The sequence below is a fragment of the Vibrio japonicus genome (genome assembly GCF_024582835.1).
Lineage (GTDB): Bacteria > Pseudomonadota > Gammaproteobacteria > Enterobacterales > Vibrionaceae > Vibrio > Vibrio japonicus.
This window is the reverse complement of the sequence record NZ_CP102096.1, coordinates 1,847,244-1,868,101: the sequence shown is the minus strand read 5'-3', so window position 1 is coordinate 1,868,101 and position 20,858 is coordinate 1,847,244. Positions and strand designations below refer to the sequence as shown.

15 protein-coding genes are annotated in these 20,858 nt (G+C 44.5%); 10 read left to right on the top strand and 5 right to left on the bottom strand.

All coding sequences use genetic code 11. The features are described 5' to 3' along the window. Positions 1-8 precede the first annotated feature (8 nt). Positions 9-500: a CvpA family protein gene (locus tag NP165_RS08820; RefSeq protein WP_257083605.1), complete on the top strand. Its 492-nt coding sequence runs from the start codon at positions 9-11 to the stop codon at positions 498-500. Positions 501-535: 35 nt separating this feature from the next. Beyond that, a complete protein-coding gene (gene purF / locus NP165_RS08815) occupies positions 536-2,050 on the top strand; it encodes an amidophosphoribosyltransferase (RefSeq protein WP_257083604.1) in 1,515 nt (504 codons plus the stop codon). A 58-nt stretch (positions 2,051-2,108) separates the two neighbouring features. On the opposite strand, the gene znuB is transcribed toward purF, so the two are convergent. After that, positions 2,109-2,894 (bottom strand): zinc ABC transporter permease subunit ZnuB, encoded by a 786-nt coding sequence (gene znuB, locus NP165_RS08810; RefSeq protein WP_257083603.1) that lies wholly within the window; start codon positions 2,892-2,894, stop codon positions 2,109-2,111. Beyond that, on the bottom strand, positions 2,887-3,672 hold the full coding sequence (gene znuC, locus NP165_RS08805) for a zinc ABC transporter ATP-binding protein ZnuC (RefSeq protein WP_257083602.1): 786 nt from the start codon (positions 3,670-3,672) through the stop codon (positions 2,887-2,889). Before znuC ends, znuB begins: the two co-directional genes overlap by 8 nt. Before the next feature lie 79 nt (positions 3,673-3,751). On the opposite strand from znuC, the gene znuA reads away from it, so the two are divergent. From znuA to NP165_RS08780, 5 genes are all read left to right on the top strand, one after another. Next, positions 3,752-4,633, top strand: coding sequence for a zinc ABC transporter substrate-binding protein ZnuA (znuA, locus tag NP165_RS08800; RefSeq protein WP_257083601.1), 882 nt, complete (start codon positions 3,752-3,754; stop codon positions 4,631-4,633). 279 nt (positions 4,634-4,912) lie between these two features. Continuing rightward, positions 4,913-8,239, top strand: a complete 3,327-nt coding sequence (locus NP165_RS08795) for a helix-turn-helix domain-containing protein (protein ID WP_257083600.1) — start codon at positions 4,913-4,915, stop codon at positions 8,237-8,239. 766 nt (positions 8,240-9,005) lie between these two features. Then, on the top strand, positions 9,006-9,236 hold the full coding sequence (locus NP165_RS08790) for a FeoA family protein (protein ID WP_257083599.1): 231 nt from the start codon (positions 9,006-9,008) through the stop codon (positions 9,234-9,236). Continuing rightward, positions 9,233-11,506 carry a Fe(2+) transporter permease subunit FeoB gene (feoB, locus tag NP165_RS08785; RefSeq protein WP_257083598.1) on the top strand — a complete coding sequence of 758 codons (2,274 nt, stop codon included), beginning with the start codon at positions 9,233-9,235 and terminating at the stop codon, positions 11,504-11,506. Before NP165_RS08790 ends, feoB begins: the two co-directional genes overlap by 4 nt. After that, a complete protein-coding gene (locus tag NP165_RS08780) occupies positions 11,503-11,733 on the top strand; it encodes a FeoC-like transcriptional regulator (protein WP_257083597.1) in 231 nt (76 codons plus the stop codon). The genes feoB and NP165_RS08780 overlap by 4 nt, the downstream gene beginning before the upstream one ends. A 125-nt stretch (positions 11,734-11,858) precedes the next feature. On the opposite strand, the gene NP165_RS08775 is transcribed toward NP165_RS08780, so the two are convergent. Continuing rightward, positions 11,859-12,287: an HIT family protein gene (locus tag NP165_RS08775; protein WP_257083596.1), complete on the bottom strand. Its 429-nt coding sequence runs from the start codon at positions 12,285-12,287 to the stop codon at positions 11,859-11,861. Positions 12,288-12,388: 101 nt separating this feature from the next. Beyond that, positions 12,389-14,122, bottom strand: a complete 1,734-nt coding sequence (gene argS, locus NP165_RS08770; protein ID WP_257083595.1) for an arginine--tRNA ligase — start codon at positions 14,120-14,122, stop codon at positions 12,389-12,391. Between the two features lie 246 nt (positions 14,123-14,368). Between argS and NP165_RS08765 the strand changes: the two genes are divergently transcribed. Further along, a complete protein-coding gene (locus NP165_RS08765) occupies positions 14,369-14,965 on the top strand; it encodes a VOC family protein (RefSeq protein WP_257083594.1) in 597 nt (198 codons plus the stop codon). A gap of 38 nt (positions 14,966-15,003) precedes the next feature. On the opposite strand, the gene NP165_RS08760 is transcribed toward NP165_RS08765, so the two are convergent. Beyond that, positions 15,004-17,778, bottom strand: a complete 2,775-nt coding sequence (locus tag NP165_RS08760; RefSeq protein WP_257083593.1) for an insulinase family protein — start codon at positions 17,776-17,778, stop codon at positions 15,004-15,006. Between the two features lie 286 nt (positions 17,779-18,064). Here NP165_RS08760 and sixA point away from each other — a divergent pair, with 286 nt between their 5' ends. Together sixA and flhA are read left to right on the top strand one after the other, a co-directional pair. Next, entirely contained in the window at positions 18,065-18,529 is a 465-nt protein-coding gene (sixA, locus tag NP165_RS08755) for a phosphohistidine phosphatase SixA (RefSeq protein WP_257083592.1), read from the top strand. 235 nt (positions 18,530-18,764) lie between these two features. Beyond that, complete coding sequence (gene flhA, locus NP165_RS08750; protein WP_257083591.1) at positions 18,765-20,858, top strand: flagellar biosynthesis protein FlhA; 2,094 nt, start codon at positions 18,765-18,767, stop codon at positions 20,856-20,858.

Here is a 20,858-nt window from a genome sequence, read left to right as displayed (position 1 = left end):
AAGAACAGATGAACTCGTTAGATATTGTCATTTTAAGTGTGATCGGCCTGTCGGCTTTGATCAGTTTAGTTCGTGGCTTCGCTAAAGAAGCATTGTCATTAGTGATATGGTTTGGCGCGTTTTTTATTGCCAGCCAGTACTACTCAAAATTAGCGGTGTATTTCACTAATATTAAGGATGACATGTTTCGAAATGGAGCCGCAATCGCAGCCTTGTTCGTTGCTACCTTGATTGTGGGTGCTGTTGTGAATTACGTCATCGCGCAATTGGTGCAAAAAACAGGTTTGTCAGGGACAGACAGAGTGTTAGGCATTGTATTTGGCGGCCTACGTGGTGTTTTGATTGTTTCTGCTGCGCTATTTTTTATGGATGCGTTTACATCGTTTCCAGACTCAGAGTGGTGGAAAAGTTCGGAGTTGGTGCCTGAGTTTAGTCGCATCATCGCTCCTTTCTTTGAACACTTGCAAGCAACATCTAGTTTCTTATCTGGTGCACAGTAGTGCACCAGCCATTGTCGAAAATCGAGGGTTAAGACATGTGTGGTATTGTTGGAATCGTGGGCACAACGCCTGTAAACCAGTCTATCTATGATGCATTGACGGTATTGCAGCACCGTGGCCAAGATGCTGCGGGTATTTGTACCATAGATAGCAATCGTTTTCGTCTGAGAAAGGCGAACGGTTTAGTTAAAGATGTGTTTGAAGCGAAACACATGCAAAGGCTACAGGGAGAGGTTGGTATTGGCCATGTTCGTTACCCAACCGCAGGTAGTTCAAGCGCTTCTGAAGCCCAACCATTTTACGTAAACTCTCCATTCGGTATCACTCTCGCACATAATGGCAACCTGACTAATGCTGCAGAAGTTCGCCAAAAACTGTTTGAGAAAGATCGTCGACACATCAACACAACCTCCGACTCTGAGGTGTTGCTTAACGTATTAGCACACGAAATTGATACCGTTAAAGGTAATGTGACAGCTGACGATGTATTCCGTGCTGTAACTAATGTTCATCGTACGATCAAAGGCGCGTACGCGGTTGCTGCGATGATCATTGGCCACGGTATGATTGCTTTTCGCGATCCAAATGGCATCCGCCCTCTGTGCCTAGGTAAACGCGAAGTTAATGGAAAAGCAGAATACATGGTGGCATCAGAGTCTGTTGCACTAGATGCTGTTGGCTTTGATTTTATTCGAGATGTAGCTCCGGGTGAGGCCATCTATGCGACATTTGACGGTGAGTTACATACTAAGCAGTGCGCTGATAACCCTGCACTGAATCCATGTATCTTCGAATTTGTTTACTTTGCTCGCCCTGATTCGTTCATCGATAAAATTTCGGTTTACAGTGCCCGTGTTGAGATGGGTAAAAAGCTAGGCGATCGAATCAGAGACGAATACGAGCATCTTGATATTGACGTTGTTATTCCAATTCCTGAAACCTCGTGTGATATTGCACTTCAAATTGCGCAAGCAATAGATAAACCATACCGTCAAGGGTTCGTTAAAAATCGTTACGTTGGCCGTACCTTTATCATGCCGGGACAGCAACAGCGTAAAAAATCAGTTCGTCGTAAGTTGAACGCTATCCGCTCAGAATTTAAAGATAAGAATGTACTACTGGTTGATGACTCTATCGTTCGTGGTACAACGTCTGAGCAGATTATTGAAATGGCGCGTGACTCTGGTGCGAAGAAAGTATTTATGGTTTCAGCTGCTCCGGAAATTCGTTTCCCTAATGTGTATGGTATTGATATGCCGAGCGCAAACGAATTGATTGCTCATGGTCGCGACAACGAAGCTATTTGCAAACAAATTGGTGCAGATGAACTTATTTTCCAAACCTTGGAAGATCTAGTAGAAGCGGTTGGTTTAGGGAACACTGACATCGCTAAGTTTGAAACTTCAGTGTTTAATGGTGAGTACGTCACTGGTGACATTGATCAGGAATACTTAGATTTCTTGGAGTCTTTGCGTAGCGATGATGCAAAAGTACAGCGTGAGATTCAGCAAGAGTTAGCGAATCTAGAGCTACACAACGAAGGCGCTTGATTTAGTTTGGTTTAATAAGTAAAGGCTTCCCTCGGGAAGCCTTTATTATTTTCGTCGCTCAGTCACGGGCTTTGGATAATTGAGCCAGTACAAACATTGCAGTCGCACTAATCACGACAGATGGGCCTGCTGGTGTGTCAAAGTGCCACGATAGGCTTAAGCCAAGTAGAACTGCAACAGAACCAATGGCGGATGCCGCTAAGGCCATTTGCTCTGGTGATTGTGCAAAGCGTCTTGCTGTCGCTGCAGGAATAATAAGTAGTGAAGTCATAATCAATGCACCGACAAACTTCATCCCAATCGCAATCACCAAACCGACCATTAGCATTAGCAATAAACGCATCAAGTCTACATTATGGCCATCTACAGCGGCGAGATCTTCGCTCACCGTTGTCGCCAGTAGTGAACGCCAGAATGTTGCTAATACAATTGAAACAGCAACCACTCCAGAGTAGATGTAGATGAGATCAACAGGCGTGACGGCCAACAAGTCACCAAACAAGTAGCTCATCAAGTCGATTCGAACGTCGTCTAAAAAGCTGACTGCAACTAAACCCAAAGAAAGTGAACTGTGGGCCAGAATACCTAGCAGTGTATCGGTCGCAACTTGTTGTTGCCTTTGTAAAGTCACCAGTAAAAAGGCGAGGGCGAGGCAGCAAACCACTAGCGCCAGGTACAAGTTCACATCGAGTAAAAATCCGAGTGCGATCCCCATTAACGAGGCATGTGCAAGTGTATCGCCGAAGTACGCCATTTTACGCCATACAACGAAGGAGCCGAGCGGGCCAGCGATAAGAGCGATGCCCAAGCCAGCAAAAATAGAAGGTAACAAAAACTCAATCATGATGATGGCCGTGAGAATGGTGCGAACAGGTTTCAGCATCGCCAGATACGGGTTGACCTGCTAAATCGTGGTGGTGATGGTTGTGCTTGTGGTGATAGAGCGCAAGTGCCTCGTTGCGATTGTTGCCAAATAGCGCAATGTAACTAGGATGTTGGCTAATCGCCGCTGGTGAACCTGAACAACAGACGTGATGATGCAGACAGACCACATCGTCAGTCTTTGCCATGACCAAGTGTAAGTCGTGAGAAACCATAAAGACAGCACAGTTGAATCGGTGGCGTATCGTATCAATCAAGTCATAAAGGTCAATCTGGCCCTGTACGTCTACACCTTGCGCGGGTTCATCTAACACAAGTAGGTCAGGCCGCTGAAGAAGTGCTCGCGCTAAGAGTACGCGTTGATTTTCACCACCCGACAAAGCGTGCATATTGGAGCTTAATAAGTGCTCAGCCCCTACCAACTTTAGTGATTCGACAATCTCTTGCTGACTGTATTTGCCGGCTAATCGAAGAAAACGTTCGACGTTCAGAGGTAAAGATTCGTTGAGTTTAAGTTTTTGTGGTACATAACCAATACGTAGTGTTTTCTCTTTGGTTATGCGACCTTTAAATTTACGTTGTAGGCCAAGAAGAACTTTAACCAGTGTCGATTTACCTGCGCCATTTGGACCAATAAGTGTGGTTATTTCACCGCGATTCAGTTTGAGCGACACATTGTCGAGAACTTTTCGCCCATCAAATTGAATACAGATATTAGAGAGTTCGACCAATGTCGACATGAATAGCACTCATTTGCAATTGACTAATGTTATAATGTAACATTTAATCCCTCGTTAGACTAGATAGCAGTAATCAATTATGAAGCGTATTTTCGCCCTTTTAATCTCGGTGTTGGCAGTGTACTCAGTACAAGCAAGCACTGTTTTGACTAGCATTAAACCGATACAGTTTATAACTCTTGAACTGACTCAAGGCGTGTCACAACCGGACGTGTTATTGGGTTCTAATACTTCACCTCATGATTACGCGCTACGACCTTCAGATGTGAAACGTATCCGTAAGTCAGATCTGGTGATATGGTTCGGTCATGACTTAGAGCCATTCTTAGAAAAAGTTCTAAGCGAACAGTCTAACATACTGACGATTAGCGATATTCCGGGTCTAGAATTGCATGAGTTTAGCAGTGATCATGATGATCACCACGGCCATGATCATGGCAACCATGATCCGCATTTTTGGCTTGGTTATAAGCCAACCCAGCAAGTTGCTCGTGCTATTACAGAGAGGTTAATCCAGACAGACAGCGAAAACACGACGGTTTACCGTGATAACCTAGCGACGTTTTTGCAGAAGTTAGAACAACAACAGCAAACGCTTAAACAACAGCTAAGCAGTGTGCAAGATAAAGGTTACTACGTGTTCCATGACGCATACGGATATTTTGAGCATGATTTCGCTCTTAATAACCTAGGCCATTTTACCGTCAGTCCTGAGCGTAAGCCGGGTGCGAAAACGCTGATTAAAATTCGTCAAGCACTTGCCTCTGAAGAAGCGAAATGTGTTTTCTCCGAGCCTCAATTCACGCCCGCAGTCGTTGAATCTGTGACCCGTGGAAGTAAGGCCAAATTGGGTGTGCTTGACCCACTAGGGACGGATGTCGAATCGAAGCTAGGTGCTTATTTTATGTTGCGTGAGCAACTCGCTGAAAGCTTTGCGAGTTGTTTAAACCCCTCGTTGTAGTCATCATGACTGAGCCACAAGTCGGCTTGTTCCGAGAGACATGATATGGGAGCGAATAGCTCCCTTTTTGATACAACGTTGCTGGATGTTTATTCAAATTTGTTGTTTCGCTGTGAGTCTTACTACAAAGTTGGGCAAAATGCTCTAACCGAGTTGTATATTGTTTATATTGTTAGATAATCGTCCCTTATTAAATAATTAGAGATTTAGACTTCATTTATTTGGCATTTGGAATGAAGTGTTGTCATATTTCATATTGTTGCTGTTAGGGACTTATTGGTGATTAGAGCCGTTTGGTTTGCTATTGCTCTGTGCTTTGCGAAGATTGCTATTGCGGTGGAATCAACACCAGTTGTGTTTTATCCGCTGCCTACGCTAGCTCAGGGTAAAGTATTTGCTGCTAAGAAGCTGTTTCTCGCTGATACTGGTGGCGTTTGGCTTCAGGATGTACGCAATCAGATACTTTTCTTTGATGGGCAGAACATTATGCCACAGTCGGGCTCGGCACTGGAGCACGATACTGAACAGGTCGCTTTTCTCGACAATGCTTTTTGGTCCTTCTTTCAAAATGAAATCTATCGCACTGTCCCAAAGCAGGGAAGGGAGCTCGTTTTTAGCTTAAAACCGGGGACGGAAATCAATCGCATAGGCACGTCTCGGCGGTATGTCTGGGTTGCGGATGATTCCAATTTCTATACATTCCACATTGATACCGGTGAGTTCAACACATATTCCCTACATGAACTTTATAAGTTCAGCCAGTCTTCGTCTATCCAGATCAATGATGCTCAGTTTGTCCTTTCTAAGTGGTCATTGGCTACAAATGCCGGTGTTTATCTCTCCAATGAAGCGAGTTTTGACCATGTTGCCAGTTCTGGTAAGAACTATGTCGAGAAAATTTATTATTCAGATAAACGCCGTGAAATTGTTATTGGCTCATTGAAAGGTGTCCTGATTTTTGACCTCAGTAACCCAAGAAAACCGATTAAACGCATTCCAGGTTCTCATGTGCTCAGTATTGCCGAAACCAATAACGAGTATTGGATTGGTACAGAAAAAGGTTTGCTGGTGTATTCATTTTTGACCGGCAATACCAAGCGCCTCTTGCCGTCCGATCCAAAAAATAACGCTATTGTAAGCGGGAAAATTTATGCTTTGCTGAATGATCAGGCTGGAGGTATCTGGATTGCGACGGATAGAGGTGTCCGCTATTTTTCTCTCTTTTCGCACAAGTTTGCTCGCCACCCAAAACAGCTCCAGTCACCATATTTAAGTGCGGAAAAACCTCGAGCTTTAAAAGCCATGAACAATGGACAAGGTTACTGGGTTATCAGTGATTCAGGAGTCTACGCGGTAACTTTGGGTAAATCCCCTAAAAGAGAGCAGTTCTACCGCGGTAAAGTCTATGATTTGGTTGAGAAGGAAAACGTATTATGGCTAGCGACCGATAAAGGCATCCGACAAATTGATGTTGTTTCTGGTAAGCCACTGAGTGGCAAGCAAGTGCCCGATCTTCTCAGAAACACTGAGATAAGGTTCATCAATATCGATCATGAAGACACACTCTGGTGGGTCAGTGATAATCGATTATGGAGCTATCAACTGAACGAGCGTAAGCTTTCGTCCTTTGGTTCTGAGTGGATGATAGAGAAGTATCTACCAGGTCAAATGACCAACATGATTGTGACGAGTACGCAAGATTTGGTGCTCGGTACAGAGCATGGTGTTTACGTTTTGCGAAATGGTAAAATACGTTTTGCTGGCGAGAGTGCTCCCTATGGATACGTCATTAGTGTTGAGCCAGTATCTGAGCATGAGGTCTGGGTTGCTGCCCGTTACGGGGTTTATAAGCTAAACCTAGAGACCAATTATGTTGAACCTTTGCCATTGCTCGATGATCACATTACACCTAGATGCTTAATAAGCAATAGAGATGGTATTTGGCTTACGTCCTCTTCGGGATTAACTCATTACTCGAATCAAGGTGAAATACTTAAACATTATGGAGAACCATATGGACTGGTCAGCAATGAATTCTCCTCTCAGCTATGCACTAGTAGTGGGGATAACGAACGAGTAATACTACTCGGTTCCCACTTAAATTTGATTACGGTGAATACCCAGGAACTTCTGGTTAGCAAAGTGCCAGATGTGAAAGTTATCATTAGTCAGGTGATGGTCAATCAGCGATTGCTCTCATTAGGCACCCCGTCAGTAGCCACGCCAGTACTTACCTACGGAGAATCTATCGCCTTTAAGTTTGGTGCATTACCGCAAGTGAACAAACTCAACTTAGAGTATCGCTTAAACAATGATGAGTGGGCGTTGCTAGATAGCTCTACGTTGAGTATCGAGCACCTGATTCCCGGTGAATACCACCTTGAAGTGCGTGCTGTAATCAATGAGTCTCAGAGGGGACAAAGTAATTTTTATCAATTTGAAGTGGCAAAACCTTGGTTTCTTACCGCCTACGCTATTGTTGGATATGTACTAAGCGCGATTTGGCTTGTTGTCATACTTGTCTATTGGCGCTCTCGAATGATGTCTAAAGCCAACCGAAAGCTAAAATCTCAGGTAGCATTGAAAACAAATCAGCTAAGACACCAAAGTAGAATTTTGTTGAGTAACAACCAGCAACTTCGAAAACAATTGCAGATAAGACGTCTCATCCTAAGCCAGTCTATTAACGCGATGAAAGAGCGTTTTAGTCAACATGGTATAAATCCGAATTCAGATTTCAGTGTAGCTGAAAGAAAATTGTTGAAATCATTTCGTCAGGAATTGGATTTACTTCTGCATGTCAGGAATACAAACAGCGAGTCTTTGGCTGTGTACAACCTAACCCTTATTCTTCAGTCTGTACTCGATGGCTGGGAAAACGAGTTGGCTAAAGCCGGTGTGAGTGTCGAGTTAAAATCGGATGATGACTGTGATTATTTTGTAAGTTTAGGTACGTCAAACTTGGATGAGTTACTTAACTTACTTTTTGATAGCCTAGTCAGACGCTGCTATAGAAATCAAGCCGTTGCTATTTCTACACGTAAAGAGGGAGAGACAATCGTCCTCACCCTTGTTGACGAAGGTGAATCGATAGAAAGCGACAATAACTCCGCGACGATACAGGCTGTACAAACAATGGTCGAGCAAAGTGGAGGTAAATTCAATCTTCATATGTCGACCGAAAGGAACTTGACGGAGCTTTGCTGGCGAGTCAGTGAGCCATTAGTCGAAGATGCCATTGAGCACTTAGATGTGATGGACACTGATGAGCATACTTCGATGGATGATCCGTGGCTTATCCGAATAAGACAACTCGTTGATGAGCAATACGCAGATCCTGACTTTAGTACATCCACAGCCGCAAAATTGCTCTATGTGTCAGAAAGAAGCCTCCAACGGCGTTTAAAATCGACGGTAGAAAAAACGTTCACCGAATATTTAACAGAGGTGCGTTTAGATAATGCTTGTCGTCGTTTACTTGCAGGCGAAAAGGTGGCTGAGGTGGCGTTTGAGTGTGGCTTTAATGATCCGTCATATTTTAGTCAGCGCTTCAAGCATCGATTTGGAATGTCTCCGACGCAATTTATAGAGCAACAAGATAGCTAACCTCAGCTTGGTATAATTTAATCCTCACCGAATCTAACATTGTGAATCAGGCAGTTTAGGTAATCATAACGTACGTATCTGCCTGATTTAAAGCTGCTCTACTCTTCAGCCCCTATTACCCAATCATCTCTGCCCTGTTTGGTCAGCCATTCAATCCTTAAACACAATAAGTTCCAAATGCTCATAAAGCCCAAATTGCGTTCACGCTCAAATTGCGGAAGGCTATGAGCAGACTCGAAACTGTTCCAAGCATTACCGTGAAAGTATGGAAGTTGTATTTAAGAGAATTAGCGTTGATTGGGAAGTGTGCAATAAAGAGAGAAGAAAAAAATATCGTGGTATAGCCGGGGGGACTATACCACGGGTGCCAACGACACCTTCGCTTGCTGCCGGAGTGACGCAGATAGCGTCACCTCTGGAATTGAAAATCTCAAGGGGTGTGCCCTTTCGATGGGTTAACTATAACCACGACCTCTTGATTTATTTATAAAATTAACGCCATTGTAATATAAGAAAAACGACATATTTGTTAAGTAATTGATTTTAATGAATAAAGTTGTATTTTTTCTTTATTTTATAGTTTTGATTCTGATTGGTCTCGTTTATGAAACTAGGTTTTTGACGAGTTTGACGTGGTTGGTTTTGACGAAAGTGACGTGTCAAAACTGGAATTATTGATTTCAGACAAGATTACGGAACGCTATGGGGAGTAACATTAAAAACTAGAAATAATAATCCTTCTCATTCCTAAAGAGATAATTAGCCCATGAAACTCTCCCAGCTAAAAAGTGGTCAGCAAGCCACTATTTTAAATTTTTCTGAACTGTCTAATGACGTGCGAAAGAAGCTAATGGTAATGGGGTTACTGCCTAAAACAGAAGTCACGCTTATTAGGAAGGCTCCGCTGGGTGACCCTCTGCAGATAGAAGCGCGCGGTGTTTCTCTTGCAGTGCGCACTAAAATTGCCGATTCAATTTTGGTGGAGGTTAAGTCATGAACTACCAGATCCTAACTGTTGGTAATCCAAATAGCGGTAAAACAACATTATTTAATGGCTTAACAGGGGCAAAACAGCAGGTAGGTAACTGGGCTGGTGTCACCATTGAGAAAAAAACGGGCAAATATACGCACTCAGGCGATGACTTTTATCTCACAGACTTGCCGGGTATCTATGCGCTTGATAGTGGGAATGATGGCAATAGTATCGACGAGTCCATCGCATCGCGAGCCGTTTTAACTCATCCGGCCGACCTAATTATCAATGTAGTCGACGCGACTTGCCTTGAACGCAGTTTATATATGACGCTTCAATTGCGTGAGTTAGGTCGTCCAATGGTCATCGTGTTAAACAAAATGGATGCGTTGAAGCGAGAGCGTCAAACTATCAACATTAAATTACTGGAAAAAGAGCTAGGCTGTCCGGTTTTCGCGATTTCCGCAAACAGCAAATCTCAGGTACAAGCATTTAAAGAGCGATTACACAAAGTACTTGTACAAGGTGTCGCGCTCGACGAACTCGAACTCAACTATGGCATTGAGTTTGAGCAAGCGATTGAAAAGATCGAATGCATGTTCAAAAATCAGGTTGAGGTAGCTAGCCGTTCTTTGGCTATCCGTGCGCTGGAAAATGATCGTCTTGTACTTAATTCATTAGCTCAGAATGAAAGTGAAGAAGTGGTCACTGAACGTGCTCGACTCGAATTAGATGTCGATTTAATTGTTGCCGACGTTAAATACACATACCTTCATACATTAACCACGAAGGTGCGTAAAACCGAAGGGAAACTGAGCCACAACTTCACTGAAAAAGTAGATCGCGTAATTTTAAACAAATGGGTTGGTGTTCCATTTTTCTTTGTCGTGATGTATTTGATGTTTATGTTCTCCATCAATATTGGTAGCGCATTCATTGATTTCTTCGACATTGGCGTCGGGGCACTGCTTGTTGATGGTGGGCATTATCTATTGGATGACCACCTTCCCGTATGGTTAGTCACACTGGTTGCCGATGGTCTCGGTGGGGGTGTTCAGACTGTCGCGACTTTTATTCCGGTTATCGCTTGTTTGTATCTTTTCCTAGCCGTATTAGAAAGCTCTGGTTACATGTCTCGTGCAGCATTCGTATTAGATAAAGTGATGCAAAAGATTGGGTTACCGGGTAAAGCGTTTGTGCCATTAGTCCTTGGTTTTGGCTGTAACGTACCCGCAATTATGGCGACTCGTACACTCGATCAAGAGCGCGAACGTAAGCTAGCAGCGTCGATGGCACCTTTTATGTCCTGTGGTGCTCGTCTACCTGTGTACGCTTTATTCGCAGCGGCATTCTTTCCTGAAAGTGGCCAGAACATTGTATTTCTGCTTTACATTCTAGGCATTGTAGCCGCGGTATTTACGGGTGTTATTTTAAAGAAAACGCTTTATCCAGGCTCTAGTGATAGCTTGGTGATGGAAATGCCCGACTACGAATTGCCTACCATGCAAAACGTGATGCTCAAAACGTGGCAAAAGCTAAAACGCTTTGTATTGGGTGCAGGTAAAACGATCGTGATTGTTGTGGCTTTACTGAGCTTTTTGAACTCCGTGGGGACAGATGGGTCGTTTGGTAACGAAGATAGCGAAAACTCTGTCTTATCAAAGGCGTCACAAGTCATTACTCCTATTTTTTCGCCAATGGGCATTGAAGAAGATAACTGGCCTGCAACCGTCGGTATTATCACTGGTATTTTTGCGAAAGAAGCGGTAGTGGGTACGCTAAATAATCTTTATGCGCCAAGCGAAGGGGAAAGTGCAGAATATGACTTAGTGGCAAGTTTTGAAGAGGCTGTCATGTCGATCCCTGAAAATTTAATGGGCTTGAGTTACTCAGATCCACTTGGTCTGGAGGTGGGTGATTTGACAGATAGTGCGGCTGTGGCGGAAGAACAAGAAGTGAACTCGTCAATTTTTGGTAATTTGAATGATCACTTTGTTACTGGAAATGCGGCTTTTGCATACCTGATCTTTATCTTACTTTACACGCCTTGTGTCGCCGCAATGGGTGCTTACGTTCGTGAATTTGGTGACAGATATGCCCGTTTTATTGCCGTTTGGACGATGGGATTGGCATATGGCTCATCCAGTCTGTATTACCAAGCCACCCATTTCAGTCTACATCCAGTGAGCAGTGCTGCATGGATTTCCGGTATTGTACTCTGCAGTTTCGCGACCTACCGCCTTCTTAAATCGAAAGGTAAGCAACAGCAAACATTGGAGGCTCAAGTAGCATGATTTTGAACGAATTGAAGCAGTACATTGAGCAACAAGGCAGTGTCAGCCAGTCTGAGCTCGCCAAGAAGTTTGTGTTAAGTTGTGATGGTGTAGATGCCATGTTGTCTGTATGGATAAAAAAGGGCGTCCTGTCGCGTTTTATTGATACCAACAGTACGGACAAAATTACCCGAGTACGCTACTCAGTTGTACGTCAGAATGCATTAGCCGTGACGGTTACTATGTAGCATTAATTCATGCCTTGTTCTAAGCGATGTTTCCAGCGTAATTACCTGAACATCTACTTATCCAGATTGGTAGAAAGCCGCTCAATCGAAGCGGCTTAATTTTTTAATTTGCTATATAAAGAGAGTTAAACCTTTCTGAATAAACTGCTCAGGGATAGCACATTACCAATTCGGCTGACGATTTCTTCTTGCTCTTCTTCAGTGCGAAATTCGCCTTTTGTATTTCCCCAAACAGGTCCTGGCCAAGCGATATCATCTTGAAAGCGAGCGATATGATGAATGTGCAGTTGTGGAACCATATTGCCTAGAGCCCCTAAGTTAAGCTTATCTGGGCGGAATGTGGCTTCTAATGCCTGACTGACAGCTTGCGACTCAAGTAGGAATTGTTGTTGCTCTTGCATCGTGAGATGGTGTAGTTCCCTAATATCGTTCTTTTTAGGTACCAAAATTACCCACGGAACCGCCTTGTCCTTGTGCAATAGAGCGACACAAAGTGGAAAATGTCCAATGACCGTGGTGTCTTTTGCTAACTGAGGGTGGAGTTCAAAGCTCATTTCTGTTGTCTCTTCGTTATTTTATTTTCAGTATATGCCAAATAAAATAAAAGGCTGGTGCTCTCACACCAACCTTTCCTAATCAAAGCTGCAAGTATCTATTACATGCGCTCTAGCGTTTCAATGCCTAACAAAGAAAGGCCTTGTTTGATTGTTTTCGCGGTTAACGCAGCTAGCTTCATACGGCTTAGTTTCACGGTTTCATCTTCGCTGTTCAGGATTGGACAAGCTTCGTAGAAACTAGAGAATTGGCCAGCCAGTTCAAATAGATAGCTACACATGATGTGTGGTTGACCTTCACGAGAAACAGACAGTACCGCTTCTTCAAACTGAAGCAGTTTAGCGATGAGCGCTTTTTCTTTCTCTTCAGTGATCTTGATCTCGCCTGACAATTCGTCCATTGAAACCCCCGCTTTCGCGAAGATGGAAGCAACGCGAGTGTACGCGTACTGCATGTATGGTGCAGTGTTGCCTTCAAACGCTAGCATGTTGTCCCAGTCAAACACGTAGTCTGTGGTACGGTGTTTAGAAAGGTCTGCATATTTAACCGCTGCCATTGCGACAGTCGTTGCAATATTTTGCTTTTCTTCGTCATCAAGTGATGGGTTTTTAGATTCGATCAGAGCAACAGCACGCTCTTGCGCTTCGTCTAACAGATCCGCTAGGCGAACGGTACCACCAGCACGAGTCTTAAATGGACGACCATCTTTACCAAGCATCATACCGAACGCGTGGTGCTCTAGCGTTACTTCTTCAGGAACATAACCAGCTTTACGGACAATTGTCCAAGCTTGCATTAGGTGCTGGTGCTGACGTGAATCGATGAAGTATAGAACGCGATCTGCGCCTAGAGTCTCGTAACGGTATTTAGCACATGCGATATCGGTGGTGGTGTAAAGGAAACCGCCATCGCGTTTTTGGATGATAACGCCCATTGGGTCACCATCTTTGTTTTTATACTCGTCTAGGAATACAACCTGTGCGCCGTCATCTTCTTGTGCGATGCCTTTTTCTTTCAGGTCAGCCACGATACCCGGTAGCATGTCGTTGTACATGCTTTCGCCCATAACATCGTCACGAGTTAGTGATACGTTTAGGCGGTCGTAGTTGCGCTGGTTTTGAACCATAGTCACGTCAACCAGCTTCTTCCACATTTCCGCGCAGTATTCGTCGCCACTTTGCAACTTCACTACGTAGTTACGTGCTTTAACTGCGAACTCTTCGTCTTCGTCGTAAAGCTTTTTAGATTCACGGTAGAACGCTTCTAGATCTGAGAGTTCCATTGAAACTTCGCCAGACTCTTTTTGAACGCGTTCTAGGTTAGCGATAAGCATACCGAACTGAGTACCCCAGTCGCCGATATGGTTTGCACGGATAACTTTGTGGCCTAGGAACTCTAGAGTGCGTACCACTGCGTCGCCGATGATCGTTGAACGTAGGTGACCTACGTGCATTTCTTTTGCAACGTTTGGAGCAGAATAGTCAGCAACGATAGTTTGCTGTTCTTCAGCGGCTACGCCTAAACGTGAGTCTGCTAGTGCTGCTTCAGCTTGTTTCGCTAGGAATTCTTCACTTAGGAAAATGTTGATAAATCCAGGGCCTGCGATTTCTGTCTTGCTAGCGATGCCATCAAGGTTAAGAACATCCAATACCTTTTGTGCGAATTCGCGAGGGTTTGTGCCTAGTTTTTTAGCTACGCCCATCACACCGTTAGCTTGGTAGTCACCAAACTGAGGTTTCGCTGATTGGCGAACAGCAGCAGGGCTTCCTGCAGGTGCGCCAGCGGCTTCTAGAGCCTGAGATACTTTGTCGTTAATAAGTGCTTGGATATTCACACGCGCTTCCTTCAATTCTGGGGAATTGGTTAGGTATGCATTCCCATTCTCCAAGCTAGCGACAGGCTATTGTTGGATAATATCCACTCGGGTGGCGGTGAATGCATATCTTGATCTACTTCATAATTTGACGCACATAATACCAACTTTATTAGTTCTCTTATAGGGACAGAACTGGGAAATTTTCTACTTTTCCCGACGATCTTGTTACTATTGTAGAAAAATTAATGTTTTGGATGGTTTAAAATGTCACAACGACTGATTGATGCTGATTTAATGCCTGCACAGATGTGCAAAAAACTGGATGATTTCATGCATAAAATCCAAGGTTTAAGCGAAATCTTGCATATTGAATTGTCTGATTTTCAGGCGGATCATATTGCATTACGAATCAATGATGCAGAACTGGCACAATTAGCTCATCAAGAATGGCTAATACAGGGGAAAGAAATTTCTAGCGCTGTGATCAACGGTCGTCCGATCATTGTGATTGAGTTCGCTCAGCCATTAAAAGCGCTAGGTTGGTCAATCGAATGCTTAGAGCTGCCATACCCAGCGCCTGGGAAACGCTATCCAGAAGAGAGCTGGGAGCATGTTGAATTTGTTATTCCGTCAACAGCGGAAACGGCGCAAGAGTACTTAGACGATCTTAAGCAGAGATTTACAAACTTCGCTAAGCACTTGGATCAGCTGGCAGATAAGGGCATTAAAATTAAGTTGTCTAGCCCTAAAGGGGAAGGGGAGCGCCTTAACAACCCAACCGTTGCGTTTAAGCATCAAGGTGTGTGTATAAAGCTGCACCCTCACTCCTTAAAGGCGATTGTAGAGTCTGAGCGCGCATAATAAAAAGGGGCTTTTCAGTGAAGCCCCTTAGTACCTAATTAGCCGAGCTCGACATCTTTTGGTCTTAGCTGGAACTCTTCTATTGAACCAATTTCTAGGCCAAGGTGCAGCTTATCGGCTTGATGATGTGCATTGCCTTGTGTGTGCATGATCAGTCGATTTGCTGTTCTTGGTTTCAACTCATTGACAACAAAGCGAATCATGTCGGATCTGTCTAGCTCTTTTAGTTCCTCTAGAACTTTTTCCCTTTGGTTGAATTCGTAATCCTTATTACCAATCGCAACCCACATACGTTGTGCTCGAGATCTTAGAGTGGTATCTGGTGTCGAGATTTGGTTCCAAAGCCCTCGTTTACTGCTGTGCCACTGGTAATCGTTTAATTCAAGTAGAACCATATAGAAAGCGTTGAGGAACTCGTCTATGGACGACACAAGATCGGTGGGTGCCGCATTAGGTGATTGCACATATAGCACGATACCCGAATGGCGATTAAGTGGCAGATTCCCCGTTCCCACCATATAACCCAGTTGCTGTTTCGTGCGGATTTCGTGGAAAAACGTCGCTGACATCAGGTGATTTGCTAAAGAGTAAAGTGCAATACTCCTAGGGGTGGTGTCTTCACATTGGTGATAGAGCACGACCGCAGAGTCTTCTTGATCGCAAAACACTTCGCGCTGAAATGTCCCGTTTTTACCGAGCATAATCAAAGGGCGTAAAGACTCTTCATATTGTTGATCCTTCACTCTTATCGCGTCTTTCAGGGTCTCACCAAGTGCCAGAGCATCGCTGTGAGTCCAATCCCCATAAACGAACATCTCTACGTGTAGCTCAGATAGAATCGAGTCAACAAATTCTGGAAGTTCGTCCACATTGATCGTTTCCAATGCTTCAACTAAAGCCGAATAAGGTGGGTTGTTGGGCTGCAAAATGCCCGTCAGTGAATTGAAAAGCTGAGATATAGGACGATCTTGCGATGCGTTTTTCCAGTTTCTAAGCAACTGATGTTTGATCGTTTCGAACCGCTTCTGGCTGAAGTCACGCTTTGCAAAGCGCTCCAAAATCATACGCATCAGTTCAGGTTGCTTTTTGCTAAAGCCAGAAATCGTTAAAGTGACCCCACCTTGGTGTGCATACATGTTGTATCCCATGCCTGCTATCTCGGCCTGATAGGTGTCTTTCTCTAAGCTATCGAGAAACATCTCCACACATAGTCTTGTTTTGACGATGTTTCTTGGTGTGGATACAGATTTGGGGCTATCAATGGCCACGTACACGACACCTTTAGGCACATTGAATTCATGATCTTGAAGGTGCCAGAGCCTGAAACCGGGTAGCTCTTCAATCATTCTTGGTTCGTGATGCTCTTCTTCTAACGGCTGCGGATCGAGCTCATAGCAAATAAACGGGTTTTCATTCGGTAGCCTGAAATCGAGCAAGGACGGTGCAACGAATTCGATGCGCTGTTGTTTGCTAAATGGCGTAACAGAGTAGGGAGTAAAGTACCATTTTGCCGATTTATCGTACGTTAAGTCTTTGGCTATCAATGTGGTGCGTAAATTGTCTACGGTCAGATAGCCGAGTAACGATTTAATGAGCTCCTCATCGTAACCGTCCATCATATAGTCACCATAAATCACATCTTCTGGTTGGTAGTGTTGAAGATTGATAACTAGGTGACTGACAAGATCGAGTGGACGAGTTGGTTCTTGAAAACGAAATACAGATTCTAATACGGCTTTTTTCTCTAGATAGCGCCATTCATTGAGTCCTTGGGTTTTGATTAACTCAATGAAGCCGAAAACGGCCTGAATGATTTCGTTAGTGTGTTCTAGGCCAACAGGGGTCAAAGCGCAGCTAATGGTAAACTCACGATAGTTACTCCCGCTGGTGCCGCCACCCGCTGAAAGAGACGTAATCCATCCTTGCTCTTTTAAGGCCACCATTAGACTGCCTTCCCCTTCATAACCAAGTAGGTGAGCAAAGTAGGAAAGTGGTTTGCTGCGGTAATACTTATCCATTCCGGGCATTGGGAAGGTTAGGATGAGTTTTCGTATTTCCTTTAGAGGCTCTACATGCACCTGAACGCCAGTAGAGTGCGAATTGCAAAAAGGTACATCCACCGACTTGTTAGTCAGCTGATGGTTTGGAATCGACGAAAACTGCTCACGACACCATTTCTCCAACTCATCTAATTGTTGTGGGCCGACTAAGGCCAGTGTCATTAAGTCCGCCGAGTACTCGTTATAGTGAAAATTGATAATTTCGTCTCGGATGGACTTCCCATCTCTATCACTTAATGTTTCTAGGTTACCTACAGAGAACTTACTAAAAGGATGCTTCTGGTTTACCACTTCTTTGTGCACTTGGTATAGGCGTCTTGAATCGTCGTTGAGCTTAAGCTTGTATTCTGAATCTACGGCTTTGCGCTCTTTATCGAGGGCCTCTGGGTTAAATAGGGGCGCGCTGAAAAATTGACTGAAGCGGTCAAGGGCGGGCTCAAAGGCATTCGGTGTGACATCAAAAAAGAAGCAAGTGTGTTCTGTACCTGTCCATGCGTTGTTCGCACCACCGTGCTGACTAATATAGCTTTGAAACTCGCCAACTTTCGGGTACTTTTCCGTCCCCAGAAATAACATGTGCTCTAGGTAATGGGCGAGACCTTCTCGGTCAGAAGGGTCGTCAAAGTGGCCAACGTTAACCGCAAGCGCCGCTGCGGATTTTTGAGCATTGGCATCATGAATGAGTAAGACCCTAATTCCGTTGTTAAGGGTAAGGTAACGGTACTGATTAGTGTCATTAGGGCTAATATGCACGAGACTCTCTCCGGTCTGATAAAGTTTGGGATGAGTTTTTTATAATTATGACGCGGATAGCGTCGGGTGCAACTATCTGTTTGAGATATCTAACCAAAATACAGAATCACGGTAGGTAAATATTTTTCGAAACAGTGATGAAGAGCCGGAGTCTTTCTTTACTGAGTTGGTATACTTATTTGCATTGAGAGGTCGACCCTATAGACGCCACTGCTTTGATGTCTAAGCATAATAAGAGAAAACGACCTCCAGTTAACCATTTCCCGATTTAGTGTAGGATGAAGTAATGAAAATATTTATTATGCGTCACGGAGAAGCAGAACATTTTGCTCAGAGTGACGCTGAGCGAGCACTGACCGAAAGAGGTCGTAGTGCATCCGCTGCTGTTGCTAAGGCTTGTGCTGAGCAAGGCTATCAACAGTTTGATAAAGTAATTGTTAGCCCTTATTTACGTGCACAGCAAACATGGCAGGAAGTCGCCACGGAGTTTGATGCCAAGAAGATTGAAGTCAGCCCCGACATCACACCCTATGGTGATTCAGAGCAAGTGGCAGAGTACGTTAACGCATTGATTGAGCTTGAAAGTCTTGATTCTGTGCTGCTGGTTTCTCATTTGCCTTTAGTTGGCTATTTGGTGGCGGAGTTTGTGACAGACATGGTTCCTCCGATGTTTCCGACATCAGGGCTGATTTGTATAGATTATTGCCCTGAAAAACGCAGTGGTGAAATCGCTTTTAACATTCAGCCGTAATGTGTGGATTCCAAAGTCTCTAGTAAATAGCCGCGAGTAAGTTGTAACGCGATCAACTACTGCCGTTCGCTTAACAACCGACATTTGCTTAACTCCCACCATTCTCTTCACAACTAAAGTTCGCTTTCTAAGCGCAAGACCTTACAACAAGTCATTTATTTGACAGCTTAGCTGGACTGAAATTTGCATGTTCGGCTAACTGTCTATTTATACGAACAATTGTTGCTGCCTATCTATGAAGTTTTCTTTGCCATTCGCAGATAAATTACCGCCTTTGCCGCAGCGGGCTATGCCAGCTATTGGTGCGCCAGTCATGGTTTTGGCTACATTGGCGATGGTTGTTCTGCCTATCCCTGCATTTTTACTTGACCTATTTTTCACCTTCAATATTGCATTGGCAATGGTGGTGCTATTGGTCACGGTATACACGCGTAGACCTCTCGATTTCGCCGCTTTCCCTACGGTTCTTTTAATCGCGACTTTGCTGCGTTTGGCGTTGAACGTCGCATCTACCCGTGTGGTTCTTCTTTATGGTCATGAAGGCCCAGAAGCAGCGGGTAGTGTCATTGAGGCATTTGGTAACGTGGTGATTGGCGGTAACTACGCCGTCGGTCTGGTCGTATTCCTTATCCTGATGATCATCAACTTTATGGTTGTGACAAAAGGTGCGGGTCGTATTTCGGAAGTAAGCGCACGCTTCACCCTAGATGCCTTACCCGGTAAACAGATGGCGATCGACGCGGATTTAAATGCGGGTCTTATCGATCAAGAACAAGCCAGAACACGCCGCCAAGAAGTGACGAAAGAAGCGGACTTTTATGGTTCGATGGACGGTGCGTCCAAGTTTGTAAAAGGTGATGCCATAGCGGGTATTTTAATCCTGTTTATCAATATCATCGGCGGGCTGTCAATCGGGATGGCTCAGTACGGTTTGGGCTTCGGCGAAGCGATTCAAATCTATACGCTGCTGACGATCGGTGATGGTCTGGTTGCTCAAATCCCGTCGCTACTGCTCTCTATCGGCGCGGCCATTATGGTAACTCGTCAAAATGCTGACGAGGATATGGGGCAGCAAGTCGTCTTTCAGATGTTTGATAACCCCAAAGCCTTGATGATTACGGCGTGTATTCTGGGTGTCATGGGGATTGTGCCGGGCATGCCTCATTTCGCGTTTTTGCTACTCGCTGCTTTAGCTGGTGGCTGGGCGTACTGGATTCAGCGAAAGCAAAAATTGGCGGCTGAAAAGCCTAATTTGCCCGCAACGACAGAGTCAGAAGCGCCGACGCTAAAAGAGCTTTCTTGGGATGATGTCCAGCCTGTTGATATTGTGGGTCTAGAAGTAGGGTACCGATTGATCCCATTGGTCGATAGAGATCAAGGTGGGGAACTGCTTGAGCGCGTCAAAGGTGTGCGTAAAAAGCTATCTCAAGACTTTGGTTTCCTTATCCCAGCTGTGCATATCCGTGACAATCTGGAGCTCACTCCCAACAGCTACCGTATTACATTAATGGGGGTTGCGGTGGGTGAAGCTGAAATTCGCCCAGACATGGAGCTGGCCATTAACCCAGGACAGGTTTACGGAATGATTGATGGTGAGCCTACCACTGATCCGGCGTTTGGCTTAGAAGCGGTATGGATTCGTGAAGAGCAACGCGAACACGCCCAAGCTCTTGGATATACCGTGGTGGATTCATCAACGGTATTGGCGACCCATTTAAGTCAGTTGCTGACGAACAACGCCTCTCAACTTATTGGCCACGAAGAAGTCCAAAATCTATTGGAAATGCTGTCTCGAAGCGCACCTAAGCTGGTGGAAGGTTTCGTGCCAGATCAACTGCAACTTGGTGTGGTGGTTAAAGTACTGCAGAACTTACTTAACGAAGCCGTACCGATACGAGACATACGCACTATTGTTCAAACCTTGGCGGAGTACTCAAGTAAGAGTCAAGAACCTGACATCCTGACCGCCGCCGTTCGAATTTCACTACGGCGATTAATTGTTCAGGAAATCAATGGGATAGAACTAGAGCTTCCGGTGATCACTATCATTCCTGAACTGGAACAAATATTGCATCAAACAATGCAGGCATCGGGTGGAGAGTCCGCAGGTATTGAGCCTGGATTAGCAGAACGACTGCAATCGTCACTCAGTCAGGCAACCCAAGATCAAGAGCTTAAAGGTGAGCCAGCAGTACTGCTGACGTCGGGTGTATTACGTTCAACCTTGGCGAAGTTTGTGAAGAATACGATTCCATCGTTACGAGTACTCTCTTACCAAGAAATCCCAGATGAAAAACAAATTCGCATTGTTCAAGCGGTTGGTAACTAG

Bases quoted from the DNA above. Each gene is read 5' to 3' on its own strand.
- NP165_RS08820 (WP_257083605.1), top strand. From the start codon at position 9: ATGAACTCGTTAGATATTGTCATTTTAAGTGTGATCGGCCTGTCGGCT.
- purF (WP_257083604.1), top strand. From the start codon at position 536: ATGTGTGGTATTGTTGGAATCGTGGGCACAACGCCTGTAAACCAGTCT.
- znuB (WP_257083603.1), bottom strand. From the start codon at position 2,894: ATGATTGAGTTTTTGTTACCTTCTATTTTTGCTGGCTTGGGCATCGCT.
- znuC (WP_257083602.1), bottom strand. From the start codon at position 3,672: ATGTCGACATTGGTCGAACTCTCTAATATCTGTATTCAATTTGATGGG.
- znuA (WP_257083601.1), top strand. From the start codon at position 3,752: ATGAAGCGTATTTTCGCCCTTTTAATCTCGGTGTTGGCAGTGTACTCA.
- NP165_RS08790 (WP_257083599.1), top strand. From the start codon at position 9,006: ATGAAACTCTCCCAGCTAAAAAGTGGTCAGCAAGCCACTATTTTAAAT.
- feoB (WP_257083598.1), top strand. From the start codon at position 9,233: ATGAACTACCAGATCCTAACTGTTGGTAATCCAAATAGCGGTAAAACA.
- NP165_RS08780 (WP_257083597.1), top strand. From the start codon at position 11,503: ATGATTTTGAACGAATTGAAGCAGTACATTGAGCAACAAGGCAGTGTC.
- NP165_RS08775 (WP_257083596.1), bottom strand. From the start codon at position 12,287: ATGAGCTTTGAACTCCACCCTCAGTTAGCAAAAGACACCACGGTCATT.
- NP165_RS08765 (WP_257083594.1), top strand. From the start codon at position 14,369: ATGTCACAACGACTGATTGATGCTGATTTAATGCCTGCACAGATGTGC.
- sixA (WP_257083592.1), top strand. From the start codon at position 18,065: ATGAAAATATTTATTATGCGTCACGGAGAAGCAGAACATTTTGCTCAG.
- flhA (WP_257083591.1), top strand. From the start codon at position 18,765: ATGAAGTTTTCTTTGCCATTCGCAGATAAATTACCGCCTTTGCCGCAG.